The organism is Inquilinus sp. NPDC058860 (genome assembly GCF_042743185.1).
Taxonomy (GTDB): domain Bacteria; phylum Pseudomonadota; class Alphaproteobacteria; order DSM-16000; family Inquilinaceae; genus Inquilinus.
Window position 1 is genome coordinate 35,033 of the sequence record NZ_JBHYMS010000029.1, and the last position, 13,301, is coordinate 48,333.

At 72.4% G+C, this 13,301-nt stretch carries 7 protein-coding genes; 2 read left to right on the forward strand and 5 right to left on the reverse strand.

Annotated elements, in window-relative coordinates:
* Positions 1-14 precede the first annotated feature (14 nt).
* From ACFW16_RS20150 to ACFW16_RS20165, 4 genes are read right to left on the reverse strand one after another with little or no spacing between them, the layout of a single operon-like run.
* A complete protein-coding gene (locus tag ACFW16_RS20150) occupies positions 15-1,013 on the reverse strand; it encodes an ABC transporter permease (RefSeq protein WP_380308253.1) in 999 nt (332 codons plus the stop codon).
* A complete protein-coding gene (locus ACFW16_RS20155) occupies positions 1,010-1,990 on the reverse strand; it encodes an ABC transporter permease (RefSeq protein ID WP_380308255.1) in 981 nt (326 codons plus the stop codon). Before ACFW16_RS20155 ends, ACFW16_RS20150 begins: the two co-directional genes overlap by 4 nt.
* Entirely contained in the window at positions 1,987-3,525 is a 1,539-nt protein-coding gene (locus ACFW16_RS20160; protein WP_380308257.1) for a sugar ABC transporter ATP-binding protein, read from the reverse strand. The genes ACFW16_RS20155 and ACFW16_RS20160 overlap by 4 nt, the downstream gene beginning before the upstream one ends.
* Positions 3,522-4,373 carry a sugar phosphate isomerase/epimerase family protein gene (locus ACFW16_RS20165; protein ID WP_380308259.1) on the reverse strand — a complete coding sequence of 284 codons (852 nt, stop codon included), beginning with the start codon at positions 4,371-4,373 and terminating at the stop codon, positions 3,522-3,524. Before ACFW16_RS20165 ends, ACFW16_RS20160 begins: the two co-directional genes overlap by 4 nt.
* A gap of 257 nt (positions 4,374-4,630) precedes the next feature.
* Between ACFW16_RS20165 and ACFW16_RS20170 the strand changes: the two genes are divergently transcribed.
* A complete protein-coding gene (locus tag ACFW16_RS20170) occupies positions 4,631-10,663 on the forward strand; it encodes an AAA family ATPase (protein WP_380308260.1) in 6,033 nt (2,010 codons plus the stop codon).
* 45 nt (positions 10,664-10,708) lie between these two features.
* Here ACFW16_RS20170 and ACFW16_RS20175 read toward each other — a convergent pair whose 3' ends face one another.
* Positions 10,709-11,458, reverse strand: a complete 750-nt coding sequence (locus ACFW16_RS20175) for a response regulator (RefSeq protein WP_380308262.1) — start codon at positions 11,456-11,458, stop codon at positions 10,709-10,711.
* Positions 11,459-11,710: 252 nt separating this feature from the next.
* On the opposite strand from ACFW16_RS20175, the gene ACFW16_RS20180 reads away from it, so the two are divergent.
* A complete protein-coding gene (locus ACFW16_RS20180; protein WP_380308264.1) occupies positions 11,711-13,285 on the forward strand; it encodes a flavin monoamine oxidase family protein in 1,575 nt (524 codons plus the stop codon).
* The last annotated feature ends 16 nt before the right edge of the window (positions 13,286-13,301 follow it).

Sequence of the window (13,301 nt, forward strand, 5' to 3'; positions counted from 1 at the left end):
TATGGTCGACGGAGCTAGGCCCCTCCCCTGCGGCGCCGCCAGACGCTCCAGCCGACGGCGCCGATCAGGATCAGCCCCTGGGCCGCGTCGCGCAGCGGCTTGGGCAGGCCGATCAGGTTGAGCAGGGTGAACAAGGCGGACAGGCTGAGCGCCCCGGCCACGGCGCCGGGCACGGTGCCGCGGCCGCCCAGCAGCTGGGCGCCGCCGATGACGATGGCGGCGATCGCCTGCAGCTCGTAGCCGTCACCGACATTGGTCGAGACCCCGGCGAAGCCGCCGAGCAGGATGCCGGCGGTGACGGCGGAGAGGGCGGAGACGACGAAGGCGATGGTGCGCACCAGCCGCACCCGCGTCCCCGCCAGCTCCGCCGCCCGTGGATTGTCGCCGACGGCGAGCAGCAGGCGGCCCAGCACGGTGCCGTGCATCAGCCACCACAGCAGCGCGACCGCCACCACGGCGACCACCACCGCCAGCGGCAGCAGGTCGATCCCCGGCAGGCCGCGCCAGGTCAGCCGGCCGAAATCGCGGAAATTGTCGGGCAGGTAGCCCTGCGGCGACCCGCCGGACCAAGCCAGGGCGATACCCTTCAGCGCCAGCAGCATGCCCAGCGTGGTGATGATCGACGGCACCTTGAGCCAGGACACGACGAGCCCGTTGAACAGGCCGACGGCGAGGCCGATGCCGTAAACCAGCGCGATCACCCACCAGCTCTGCGCCGGGTCGCCCTGGATCAGCAGCGCCGACGCCATCACCACCAGCGTGATCAGCGACCCGACCGAAAGATCGAAGCCGCCGGTGACGATGACGAAGAGCTGCCCGGCGGCCAGGATCACCAGCGGCGCGGCCCGGCGCAGGAAGTTCATGTAGCCCTGCGGCTCCAGGAAGGCCGGGCTGGCGACGGCGATCGCGACCACGAGCACGATCAGCACCCACCAGGCCGGGCGGATCGCGGCCAGGCGGCGCAGCGGCGGCATGGTCTTGGTCATCGGGCGCGGCTCGGTGGTCTCGATCATGCCACGTGCCCCCGCGTCCGATAGGCGTAGACCGCGACCGCGGCGATGACGATGCCGCCGCGCAGCACCTGCTTCACGAAGGCGTCGATGCCGACCATGGTGAAGATGGCGTCGAGCGTGCCGAACAGGATCACCCCGGCCAGCGTGCCCCAGACGCCGCCGCGGCCGCCGGCCAGGATGGTGCCGCCGATCACCACCACGGCGATGGATTCGAGGTCGTAGAGGCCGTCGCGCCCGACCCAGGGGGCGCCGGAGCGCAGGCGGCTGGCGAGGTAGAGGCCGGTCAGCACGGCCGCGAGGCTGCAGACGACATGGGCCGCCAGCGTCACCCGGTGGGTGTGGATGCCGGCCAGCCGCGCCCCGTCCGGGTTGCCGCCGGTGGCGTAGAGATGGGCGCCGAAGCGGGTCGAGCGCAGCACGAAGGCGGCGCAGCCGGTCAGCACGATCAGGCCGATCACCGGATAGGGCACCGGCCCGACCTGGCCATAGGCGAGGATTTGGAAGCTCTCCGGCACCGCACCCGCAAAATTCTGGAACGAGGCGCTGAGCAGCCCCTGCAGCACCAGCCCGACGCCGAGCGTGGCGATCAGCGGGTTGATCTCCAGCCGCGTCACCAGCAGGCCGTTCACCATCCCGACCAGGGCCGAGATGGCCAGCACCGCGGCCACCGCCGGCAGCATCATCGCCGGGTCGCCCTGCATCATCCAGGACGCCATGACGGCGGCGACGCTGACCAGGTTGGCGACCGACAGGTCGATCGACCGCGCCAGGATGACGAAGGTCTGGCCCAGCGCCACCAGGCCGAGCGCCACCACCCGCTCCAAGACCGCGATCACGCCGTCGACCGACAGCTGCGCCGACTGGCCGGTGGCCAGCGCGGTTACGGCGAAGCCCACGCCCGAGGCCGCGATCAGGATCAGCGGCACCGGCGGCTCGGCACGGCGGCGCGGCCGCCCGGCGGCGGCGATCACGCTCATGCCGCCCCCAACGCCGCGACGGCGTCGAAGCGGTGGCCGGTGGCCAGCGCCATGACCTCCTCCTCGGTCGCACCGCCCGGCCGTTCGCCGACGATCCGGCCGGCCCGCATCACCAGGATGCGGTCGGCCAGGCCCAGCGCCTCCGGCAGGTCGGAGGTGGCGACCAGGATGCCCCGGCCGCGGCCGGCGAAGTCGCGCATCAGCCGGTAGATCGCGGCCTTGGCGGCGACGTCGACGCCGCGGGTCGGCTCGGCGAAGACCAGCAGCTGCGGGTCGCAGGCCAGCCAGCGCGCCAGGATCGCCTTCTGCTGGTTGCCGCCGGACAAGAGCCGGATCTCCTGCTCCCAGCTCACCGCCCGGACATCGACGGCGGAGAGGATGCCGTCGATCTCGTCTGCCCCGACCGCCCGTCCCTGCGGCCAAGCCAGCAGCGAGGCCAGGCCGCGGCGGGCCAGCAGGCCGTTGTCGCGCACCGACTGCATCAGCGCCAGGCCGTCGCGCTTGCGGTCCTCCGGCACCAGGCCGAGGCCGTGCGAGAGCGCCGCCCGCACCGAGCCGGGCCGCGCCTCCTTCGCCCCGATCCACATCCGGCCGCTGAGGAACGGTTCGGCCCCGACCACGGCGCGTGCCAAGGCCGTCTTGCCGGAGCCTTCCAGCCCGGCAACGGCGACGATCTCGCCCCGGCGCACCACGAGATCGATCTCGGCCAGCAGCGCATTGCCACCGCCCTCGACCCGCAGCACCGGGTCGCCCGACGGCTCCGCCGGCCGCGGCGGGTAGTAGTCGCTAAGCGGCCGGCCGACCATCAGCCGCACCACCTCGTCCGCCCCCGTCTCCTCCCGCTTCCGGGTGGCGACATGGCGGCCGTCCTTCAGCACGGTGACGGTGTCGGCGATGGCGAACACCTCCGGCATCCGGTGCGAGATGTAGACCACGGCGACGCCGGCCGCCTTGAGGCCGCGCACCAGCTGCAGCAGCCGCGCCGCCTCGACGTCGTCCAGCGCCGCGGTCGGCTCGTCCATCACCAGGATGCGGGCATCGGGGATGCGGGCGTCGACCGCCAGCGCCTTGGCGATCTCCACCGTCTGCTGCTCGGCGATGGTCAGGTCGCGCGCCGGGGTGTCGGGATCGATGTCGGAGGACAGGCGCGACAGCAGCGACCGGGCGCCGGCGCGCATGGCCGCGCGGTCGAGCCGGAAGCGGCGCACCGGCTCGATGCCGAGATGGATGTTCTCCGCCACGCTGCGGTCGGGCAGCAGGCTCAGCTCCTGATGGATGATGCTGATGCCGGCGGCGCGGGCGGCTGCCGGGTGGGCGAAGCGCACCGGCGCGCCGTCGACCAGGATCTCGCCGGCATCGGGGGCGTAGACGCCGCCCAGCACCTTCATCAAAGTCGACTTGCCGGCGCCGTTCTCGCCGTACAGCGCATGGATCTCGCCGGCCCGGCAGGCGAAGGAGACGCCGTCCAGCGCGACCACGCCCGGAAAGGCCTTGCGGATGCCGCGCATCTCGAAGCGTGGCGCGGCGCCGCTCATGCAGCCGCCTCCCACTCCCGCCGGATCAGGGCGATGGACTCCGCGAACAGGGTGTCGAGGTCGGGGAACAGGTCGCGCCACACCCGCGTGGCGGCGGCGAGGTCCGGCAGCGCCCGGCCGAAGGCCTCGACCGTCAGCCAGCCGTCATAGCCGATGCCGCGCAGGGCCCGCAGGGTCGCCGGGAACGGGACATGGCCGCGGCCGGGGATGCCGCGGTCGTTCTCCGACAGATGGACATGGGTGATGCCGGCAGCATGGGCGGCGATGACGGCGACCGGGTCGCGTTCCTCGATGTTGGCGTGGAAGGTGTCGTACATGAAGCCGAAATTCGGGTGCCCCACCCGCGCACGCAGCGCTTCCGCCTGCTCCATCGTGTTCAGGGCGTAGCATTCGAAGCGGTTCACCGCCTCGATCGACAGGTGGATCCCGGCCTCCTGCGCCCGGCCGGCCGCCCAGTGCAGCGCCTCCGCCAGGTTGGCCAGTTCGCCCTCGGTCGGCCCGGAGCCGGAGAACACGCCGAGCGGCGAATGATACGGCCCGCCCATCACCGTCGCGCCGAGGGCATGGCCGCAATCGATCGCCCAGGCCAGCCTGTCGCGGGCGCGGCGGCGGATCGCCGGATCCGCGCTCATCGGGCTGTGGTCGGGGTCGGGGATGATCGTGGTGTAGGTGCGGGCCAGGCCCAGCTCGTCCAGCACGCGGCCCAGCGCGGCGCAATCGGCCGCGGTCCCGCCCATGACCGGCACCTCGACGCCGTCATAGCCGTGCCGCTTCAGGGATTCGAGCACCGGGCGGTCGGCGGACGTGATCGCCCCTCCCACCACCAGCAGGTTGAAGCCGATTTGCAAGCGTTCCTCCCAGCTCCGGGCCCGTGATTGCAGTCCGCGCCCTGGATCTGTTTTTTGGAGAGCATGAGGTTCGCCCGCTGTCGGCGTCAACGCAGCGGCGCGGCCCGATGTCCGATATTCTGGACAATCGGCGCCCTGCCCGACCGCCCGGTCGGCCGTCCGCGCCGTCTCCACGGACCCCGCGACGGCGGCCGGGGCAACTGGTATAGGGTTGCGTGATCGAGGGCAGCGCCACGCCTGCCGGGAAGGTGCCAGCCGTGCCGGACGACCCCTATCAGCCCCGCCGCCGCGAGGTGATCCACCGCACCCCCACCACCACGGTGACCCGGGCGGTGCTCGAGGACGGCCGGTCGGTGATCCTGAAGGAAGGCCTGGGCGAGCCGGCGGTGGGCCTGCTGGACCGGCTGCGGCGCGAGCACGAGATCCTGTCACGCTTCGAGTCCGACCTCGTCGTCCGCCCGGTCGGGCTGCAGCCCGACGGCGCGGAGGGACCGTCCCTGGTGCTGGAGGATGTCGGCGGGATCGCGCTGTCGGAGTGGATCGCCGGCGCGCCGCCGGATCTCGCCGGCCGGATCGCGATCGCGGAGGCCCTGGCGCTCGGCCTGGCCCATGTGCATGAGCGCGGCGTGCTGCATGGCGACCTGTCCGCCCACAACATCGTGATCGATCCGGCGACGCGGCGGATCAACTACATCGATTTCGGCGGGGCCGTGGTGCTGGACCGCGGCGCCTCCATCCCGGCCGAGGCCCTGCCGGCGGTGGAGGACCTGACCGCCGTCGCCCCCGAGCGCACCGGCCGGATGAACCGGCCGGTCGACCACCGCGCCGATCTCTATTCGCTCGGCGCCGTCCTGTACCAGCTGTTCGCCGGCCGCCCGCCCTTCGCCGGCGAGGAGCGGCTGGAGCTGCTGCACGCCCATCTGGCCCAGCGCCCGGTGCCGCTGGACGCGCTGCTGCCGGGATTTCCGCCGGTGCTGGCGGAGATCGTGGCGGCGCTGCTGATGAAGGATGCCGCGGCACGGTACGGCAGCGCCGCCGACCTCGTGGCCGATCTGGGGCGCTGCCGCACCGGCTTCGCGCCGGTGGGGGCTGCGGGCGGGCGCATCGCCCCCTTCGCGATCACGGCCGGCAGCGATGGCGACCGCTTCGGCGACGTCCTGTACGGCCGCACCGCTGCCCTGGCCGCCCTGCAGGAGGCGTTCGAGACGGCCCGCGGCGACCGCGGCGGCGCCGTCCTGATCACCGGCGCCCCCGGCATCGGCAAGAGCGCGCTGGCCGCCGGGCTGCGCGACCGCGTGGCCGAGGTCGGCGGGCACTTCGCCGCCGGCAAGTTCGAGCAGCAGCGCGACGAGCCCTATTCCGGCCTGGTCCAGGCCTTCGCCGGGCTGGTCCGCGCCGTGCTGACCGAGCCCGACGCCGTGGTCGCGGCCTGGCGCACCGCGCTGCTGGACCGGCTGGGCCGCAGCGCCGGCGTGCTGGCGGAGCTGGTGCCCGGGCTCGACCGGCTGATCGGGCCGCAGCCGCCGGCCGCGATCCTGGCCCCGGCCGAGGCCGGGCGCCGGCTGGCGCAGGCGGTGCACGAGCTGGTGGCCGTCTTCGCCACGCCGGACCATCCGCTGGTGCTGCTGCTGGACGACCTGCAATGGGCGGATGCCGCGAGCCTGGAGCTGCTGGGCCCGATCTGCGCCGCCGCGCCCGGCGGCGGGCTGCTGCTGATCGGCACCTGCCGCGACGGCGATCCCGGCCCGGCGCTGCCGGACGCGGTCGAGGCGCTCGACGCACAACCCGGCGGGCTGCGCCGTATCGCCCTGCAGCCGCTGGCGCCGGAGGATATCGAGGCCATGCTGGCCGCCGCCTATCCCGGCAGGCCGGATCGGGCGAGGGCCGCAGCCGCCCTGGTGCACGCCAAGACCCTGGGCAACCCGCTGTTCGCACGCCAGCTGCTGGGCCATCTGCGCGAGACCGGTGCGATCGGCCCTTCCGGACGCTGGGACCTGGACCGCATCGCCGCGGTGGATGCGACCGACAACGTGGTCGGCTTCCTGGCCGATCGCATCGGCCATCTGCCGGCGGAGTTGCAGCGCGTGGTGACCACCAGCGCCTGCCTCGGCATGCAGGTCGACGCGCAGGTGCTCGGCGCCGTGCTCGGCCTCGACGACGCACATTTGCGGCGGATCCTCGCCGACGCGGTGGCGGAAGGGCTGATGATCGCCCGCGACGGCGGCGCCGGCTTCGCCCATGACCGGATCCGCGAGGCCGCCTACCGGCTCGCCGCCGAACCTGCGGTCCTGCATCGCCGGATCGCCCTGCTGCTGCTGGAGCGGACCGGCGAGGCCCAGCTGCCCGCCGCTGCCTTCGCCATCGCCCGCCACCTGAACGCCGCGGGCGACCTGAACCACGATCCGGCGCTGCGGGCGCGCTGCGCCGAGATCAACCTGATCGCGGCCCGGCAGGCGCGGGCGGCCGCGGCCTTCGCCCCGGCCCGCGACTACGCCGAGACCGGGCTGCGCCTGACCGATCCCGGTTTCTGGGAGACCCGCTACGCCGACATCGCCGAGGCGGCGCTGCTGCTGGCCGAGTGCCGGATGCTGACCCAGGATCATGCCACCTTCGACCGTGAGGCGGAGGAGCTGGCGACCCGGCTCAGGACCGACGAGCATCGGCTGCAGCTGGCCATGCTGCGGCTTCTGTCCTTCGACGCACGGTCGATGGGGCACGAGGCGATCGAGGCCGGCCGCCGGGCGCTGCGCCTGGTCGGCATCGAGCTGCCGGCGACGGTCGACCAGCAGCGCGAGGCCGTCGGCGCCGAGTTCGCCGAGTTCCAGCGGCTGATGGCCGGCCGGCCGGCCGAGGCGCTGCTGGACCTGCCGCCCCTGCGCGACCGGCGCCTGGCGGCGGCGATGCAGATCCTGTTCCGCCTGGCCCCCGACGCCCACGACACGCTGCAGCCGGAGCTGTTCGCGCTGTTGGCGCTGCGCAACGCCAACCTGATGCTGCAGCACGGCAGCGACGCGCTGGCGCCGGGGATCATCGTCACCCTGGCCCTGACCCTGCGGGGGCTGACCGGCGACAGCGTGACGGCCGACGCGTTGGGGCGGACGGCGATCGCCCTCGACACGCGGCTGGGCCATCCGCTGACCGCCAGCGTCACCTTCGTCTACACCTATTTCCTCCAGCACTGGCTGCACCCGCTGGAGAACGCGCTGCAGCTCAACCTCGACGGCATCCGCGCCGGCTTCGAGATGGGCGACATCCAGTTCGCCGCCTATCACGCCGCCACCTATGTGATCCACCTGGCCTGCAATGGCGGGGCGCTGGCCGAGGTGGTCCGCGCCGGCGAGGACCACCTGCGCCTGATCGGCGACCAGAACCGGACGGCGGCCGTGCATTGCCGGCTCGAGGTGGATTTCGCCGCGGCCCTGATGGGCCGGACCGCGGCGCCGACCAGCCTGGCGCGCGACCGGGTCCGCAGCGAGGCGGAGGAGGAGGACCATCTGCGGGCGCTGGGCTTCGCCGAGCGCAGCCGATATCTGATCCGCCGGCAGCAGCTGGCCCTGCTGTTCCGGGACCTCGACGCCGCCCGGCGGCTGATCGCGCCCACCAGGGCCAACCTGCCCGGCGTCGACGCCAATGTGATCGAGGCGGACGGCGTCACAGCCCTGCTTCTGGCCGCGCTGGCGGACGGTGGCGACCGGGGCGAGGATTTCGCGGCGCAGCGCGACCGGCTGCGCGGCTGGAGCACGCTGAACCCCCGCAATTTCGGCGCCATGGACAGCCTGGTCGAGGCGGAGCTGGCGCGGGCCGACGGGCGGGCCGGCGATGCGCTCCGCCTCTACGGCGACGCCATCCGCCGGGCCGAGGCCGGCAAGCTGACCCATTACGCCGCCCTGGCCAACGAATATGCCGGCCGCTGCTGCCTGGGCCTCGGGAACGAGGTCGCCGGCATGGCCCATCTGCGCGAGGCGGCGACGCTGTACGGCTATTGGGGGGCATCCGCCAAGGTGACGGCCCTGGAGCAGGAGTTCCCGCGGCTGGCCGCACGGTCGCGCACGGGGCGTGCCTCGCTTCGCGAGCCCGGCAGCTCCGCCGGCGAGGACGATATCGATTTCCGGGCCGTGCTTCGCGCCGCGCATTCGATCTCGCGCGAGATCGACCTGCCCCAGCTGGTGCAGCGGGTCCTCGGCGCGATCCAGGAGAGCGCCGGCGCCTCCTACGGCGTCCTGGTCCTGCGGCGCGAGGACGGCCTGCATGTCGAGGCTGTCGGGCGCGACCGGGAGGTCTCGGTTCTCGCCGGCGACGGGTCCGCGCGCCTGGAGGCCAGCGATGCCCTGCCCCAGTCGGTGCTGTCCTACGTGCTGCGCACACGCGAGGCCCTGGTGCTCGACAACGCGCAGCATTCGCCCGAGTTCTTGCGGGATCCTTACATCTGCGTCCATCGCGTCGCCTCGGTGCTGTGCGCGCCGCTGGACGAACGGGGACAGGTCGACGGCCTGATCTATCTCGAGAACAACCTCGCCGCGGGGGTCTTCAGCCCCCGGCGGCTGGAGGTCGTGCAGGTCCTGGCGGCGCAGGCGGCGATCGCCCTGGCGAATGCCCGGCTGTTCACCGCCCTGGACGGCGCCCGCACCGAGCTGCTGCGGGCCAATGAAGGACTCGAGCAGAAGGTCGGCGAGCGCACCGCGGAGCTCGACGCCGCCCGCAACCGCGCCGTCGCCAAGGAGCGCGAGGCGCGCCGGGCCCGGCGCGCCGCCGAGATCGCCAACCAGGCGAAGTCGCGCTTCCTGGCGGTGGTCAGCCACGAGATCCGGACGCCGATGAACGGCGTGCTCGGGATGCTGCAGATCCTCGATCGCGATCCCTTGCCCGAGGAACAGCGCCGCTATCTGGAGATCGCCGAGGAATCGGGCCGGTCCCTGCTCGACCTGATCGATGGAATCCTGGATTACGCCCGGCTGGAGAACAGCCGGGAGGCGCTGGACCTGCACGATTTCGACCTGCACCGGATGGTGGCCGACGCGGTCGAGCTGATCCGCCCCCAGGTCGCCGCCAAGGGGCTGACGCTGACCCTGTCGATCGACGCGCCGTCCGAGGCGGTCCTGCGCAGCGATCCGCGCCGTCTCGGCCGGGTGCTGATCAACCTGCTCAGCAACGCCGTCAAATTCACCTCGGAGGGCGGCATCGCCGTGACCGTCGGCCTCGACCCGATGTCGGGCGCGATGCCGCGGTCGACGCTGCATATGGCGGTGAAGGATACCGGGATCGGCATCGCCCCCGACATGCACGAACGGATCTTCGGCGACTTCATCCAGGCCGATTCATCGATCGCGCGGCGCTACGGCGGCACCGGGCTGGGCCTGGCGATCTGCCGGCGGATCGCCGACCTTCTGGGCGGCACGCTGACGGTCGACAGCGCGCCGGGCGCCGGCAGCACCTTCCGCCTGGCCGTGCCGGTGACGCCGGGCACGGCCAGGCCGGAGGCCCCGGCGCCGGTCGCAGCCGGCCCGGCCCTGTCGGTCCTGGTGGTCGACGACGATCCGATCAACCGGGCCGTGGCGGCGGGGCTGCTCGGCCGGCTGGGGCACCGGGTCACCCTCGCCGATGGCGGCCAGGCCGCGATCGAGGCCGCGGCGGCCGGGTCCTTCGATGTCGTGATGATGGACCTGCACATGCCCGGCATGGACGGGCTGGAGGCCACGCGGCGGATCCGGGCCCTGCCGGGCGACCGCGAGCCGCCGCACATCCTGGCACTGACCGCGGACCTGACCGACGGCAGCCGGCAGCGCTGCGCCCTGGCGGGCATCGAACGCATCCTGGGCAAGCCGCTGCAGCTGGCCACGCTGCAGCGCATGCTGGCCGCCGTCTCCGACTCCCGCTCGCCGGTCGAGCAGCCGGTGGTGCCGGCCGATCCGACGGCCCTGGTCGATCGCGAGTTCTATGACGAGCGCCATGAGATCCTGGGCACCCGGGAGCTGGCGCGGCTGGCGCTGATGTTTCACCGGGTGTCCCGGCCGATGATCCGGGAGATCGGCGCCGCGGCCGGATCCGGCGACCGCCGCGGCCTGGCCCGCCTGGCCCATCGCCTGAGCAGCTCGGCCGGCGCGCTGGGCCTGGTCCGGCTGGCCCGGCACGCCGCCACGATCGAGGTTTGCGCCGGCAACGACGCGCCGATCGACGGACTGATGGACATGGCGGCGGCGCTGGGGCCGCTCCGCCGCCTGTCGGTCGACGCCCTGATGGCGGAGATGCGGCGGTCGGACTCTCAGAGACCGTTTGGAAATGCGCTGGCGTGAGTCGGCTGGCGGTGGTTTCGAGAACCGGAGCGCAGCGCACGTCTCTCAGCCGCGCGCGTCGGTGCGGACGCCCAGCTTGTAGCCGACCCCGGTCACGGTGACGATCACCGGCGGTCCGCCGTCCTGCGTCTGCAGCTTGCGCCGCAGCCGGGCGACCAGCGCGTCGACGGTGCGGTCGCCGACCTCGGTGTCGCGGTTGCTGACCACCTCGACCAGATAATCGCGGCTGAGCGGCCGGCCGTTGGCCTGCACCAGCGCCGCCAGCAGGTCGAACTCGCCGCGGGTCACCCGCACCGGGGTGCCGTCCCGGGTCGTCAGCTCGCGTCGCGTCTGGTCCAGGAGCCAGGAGTCGAAGGTGACCACGGAATTGTGCCGCGCGGCGTCGCGCTCCAGCCCGCGGCGGCGCAGCAGCGCCCGGGATCGGGCCAGCAGCTCGCGCAGCTTCACCGGCTTGGTCACGTAGTCGTCGCCCGCCAGCTCCAGCCCGACGATGCGGTCGACCTCGCTGTCCTTCTGGGTGACGAAGATGATGCCGACCGCGCTGGTCGACCGGATCTCGCGGGCCAGATCGAAGCCGTCGCCGTCCGGCAGCTGGATGTCGATGAACAGCAGGTCGGCCGGGCCGCGCTTCAGGGCCCGCCGGCATTCCGCGCCGGTCGCCGCCTCCTCCACCTCGAAGCCCTCCTCGGCGAAATAGCGCGCGATCATGGTGCGCGTGACCGGGTCGTCCTCCACCACGATCAGGCGATCGCGCCGTCCGGCGCCGCCTGTCCCGTCCGTCGTCCTGATGCTCATCAAAAATCCTGCCCTGCCCCGCAGCCGTTCCTTGTCGAGGCGCGTAGCGGATGAATGCGAACGGCCGTTCAAATCTGGTTTACATCCCGCCCCGCCCGGCATGCTACCAGAGTCGGTAGGATTCGGCATCCGAACGTGTCGCGGCGGCAGGAAAGCCGTCGGGCGGAGTAGGATTCGAAAGCTTTTTCCTAAAATTATATTGCGAACGGGGTGGACCGGTCGGCCCCCTCGCTCGAATCGGCGGAGGCGAGCATGTCCGAGCAGCAGAGCACCTATCCGCATGTCCCGATCGCCGAGATGCTGCAGCGGATCCGGAAGGACAACGCCGGACACGGCACCAAGCACGTGGTGATCCTGGGCGCCGGCATCGCCGGGCTGGTGGCGGCCTACGAGCTGCAGCAGCTCGGCCACATCGCCACGATCCTCGAGGGCAGCGAGCGCGTCGGCGGCCGCATCCTGACCCATCATTTCAAGGACGGCAGCTACAACGAGCTGGGGGCGATGCGCGTCCCGGGCTCGCACGACTACACCCACCACTACATCGATCAGGCCGGCCTGTCGGGGAAGCTGATCCCCTTCGTCAACAGCGTCGACCAGAACTTCCTCGACATCCACGACGTGGTGTGCCGGCTGGGCGAGGACCGTAGCCGGATCTATCCGCGCTACGGCCTGCCGGAGACCCCGCCCTCGCCCGACGGCGCCTATCCGCAGGATCCGGGCGGCGCCATCTTCGGCTGGGTGCTGGCCAATGCCATCGCGCCCTTGACCCCGTACGAGCAGGACAGCCTGTTCAAGGGCGAAGTCACGACCGACCGGCTGCGCTATCTCGACAGCCTGTCGCTCGGCGCCTTCCTCGACACCGTGCTGCCGCAGCCGGTGAAGCAGCTGGTCGGGGCCTATACCAGCCTCGCCGTCTGGTTCGACAAGGCGGTGACGATGTTCATCCGCGACACCATCGTCGGCACCGGCAACAACCTGACCACGCTGCACGGCGGCATGAGCCAGATGCCAGATACCCTGGCGGCGATGCTGCGGCCGGGCACGGTGATGCTGCAGCACGAGGTCACCCGCATCAGCCTGACCTCCGAGACCGGCGTCGAGATCGGCTATGTCGGGCCGGAGGGGCCGCAGCTTCTGGCCGCGGACTATGTGCTGTGCACCCTGCCCTTCGGCGTCATGCGCCGGCTGCAGCTGGACGGCTTCAGCTACGCCAAGCGCCTGTCGATCAGCCAGATGGCCTATGCCGCCTCGACCAAGGTCATCCTCGACTGCCGCGAGCGGTTCTGGCAGTCGCGCTACGGCATCTATGGCGGCGCCTCGATCTCCGACGGGCTGCAGCGCCAGACCTACTATCCGATGGATCACCTGCAGGTCGAGCGCGGCCCGCTGCCGCCGCGGCCCTGGTCGAACCCGCACACCGGCCCGGCGCATGACGAGCGCACCGGCCCCGCGCCGAACGCCGACTCCTCGATGCCGGGGGCGCTGCTCGGCGCCTATTGCTGGGGGTCGGACGCGCTGCGCCTCGGGCTGATGGAGCCGGGGGCGCAGGTCGAGGCCGTGCGCCGCGGCGTCGCCCGCTACCATCCCGAGATCCTGGACGACAAGCTGGTGGTCGATTCCGCGTCGATCTGCTGGCAGTCGCACAAATGGTCGGCCGGCGCCTTCGCCTTTCTGCTGCCCGGCCAGCTCGGCTCGATCTTCCTCGACGGCAAGAAGCCCGAGGGCCGGGTGTTCTTCGCCGGCGAGCACTGCTCGCTCGACCAGGCCTGGATCCAGGGCGCGCTGATCGCCTCGCTCGAGGCGGTCGACCAGATCGTGAGCCTCTGACGGCCCGCAGCCGGGC

Coding starts and splice junctions, on each gene's coding strand:
- ACFW16_RS20150 (WP_380308253.1), bottom strand. CDS start 1,013: ATGATCGAGACCACCGAGCCGCGCCCGATGACCAAGACCATGCCGCCG.
- ACFW16_RS20155 (WP_380308255.1), bottom strand. CDS start 1,990: ATGAGCGTGATCGCCGCCGCCGGGCGGCCGCGCCGCCGTGCCGAGCCG.
- ACFW16_RS20160 (WP_380308257.1), bottom strand. CDS start 3,525: ATGAGCGGCGCCGCGCCACGCTTCGAGATGCGCGGCATCCGCAAGGCC.
- ACFW16_RS20175 (WP_380308262.1), bottom strand. CDS start 11,458: ATGAGCATCAGGACGACGGACGGGACAGGCGGCGCCGGACGGCGCGAT.
- ACFW16_RS20180 (WP_380308264.1), top strand. CDS start 11,711: ATGTCCGAGCAGCAGAGCACCTATCCGCATGTCCCGATCGCCGAGATG.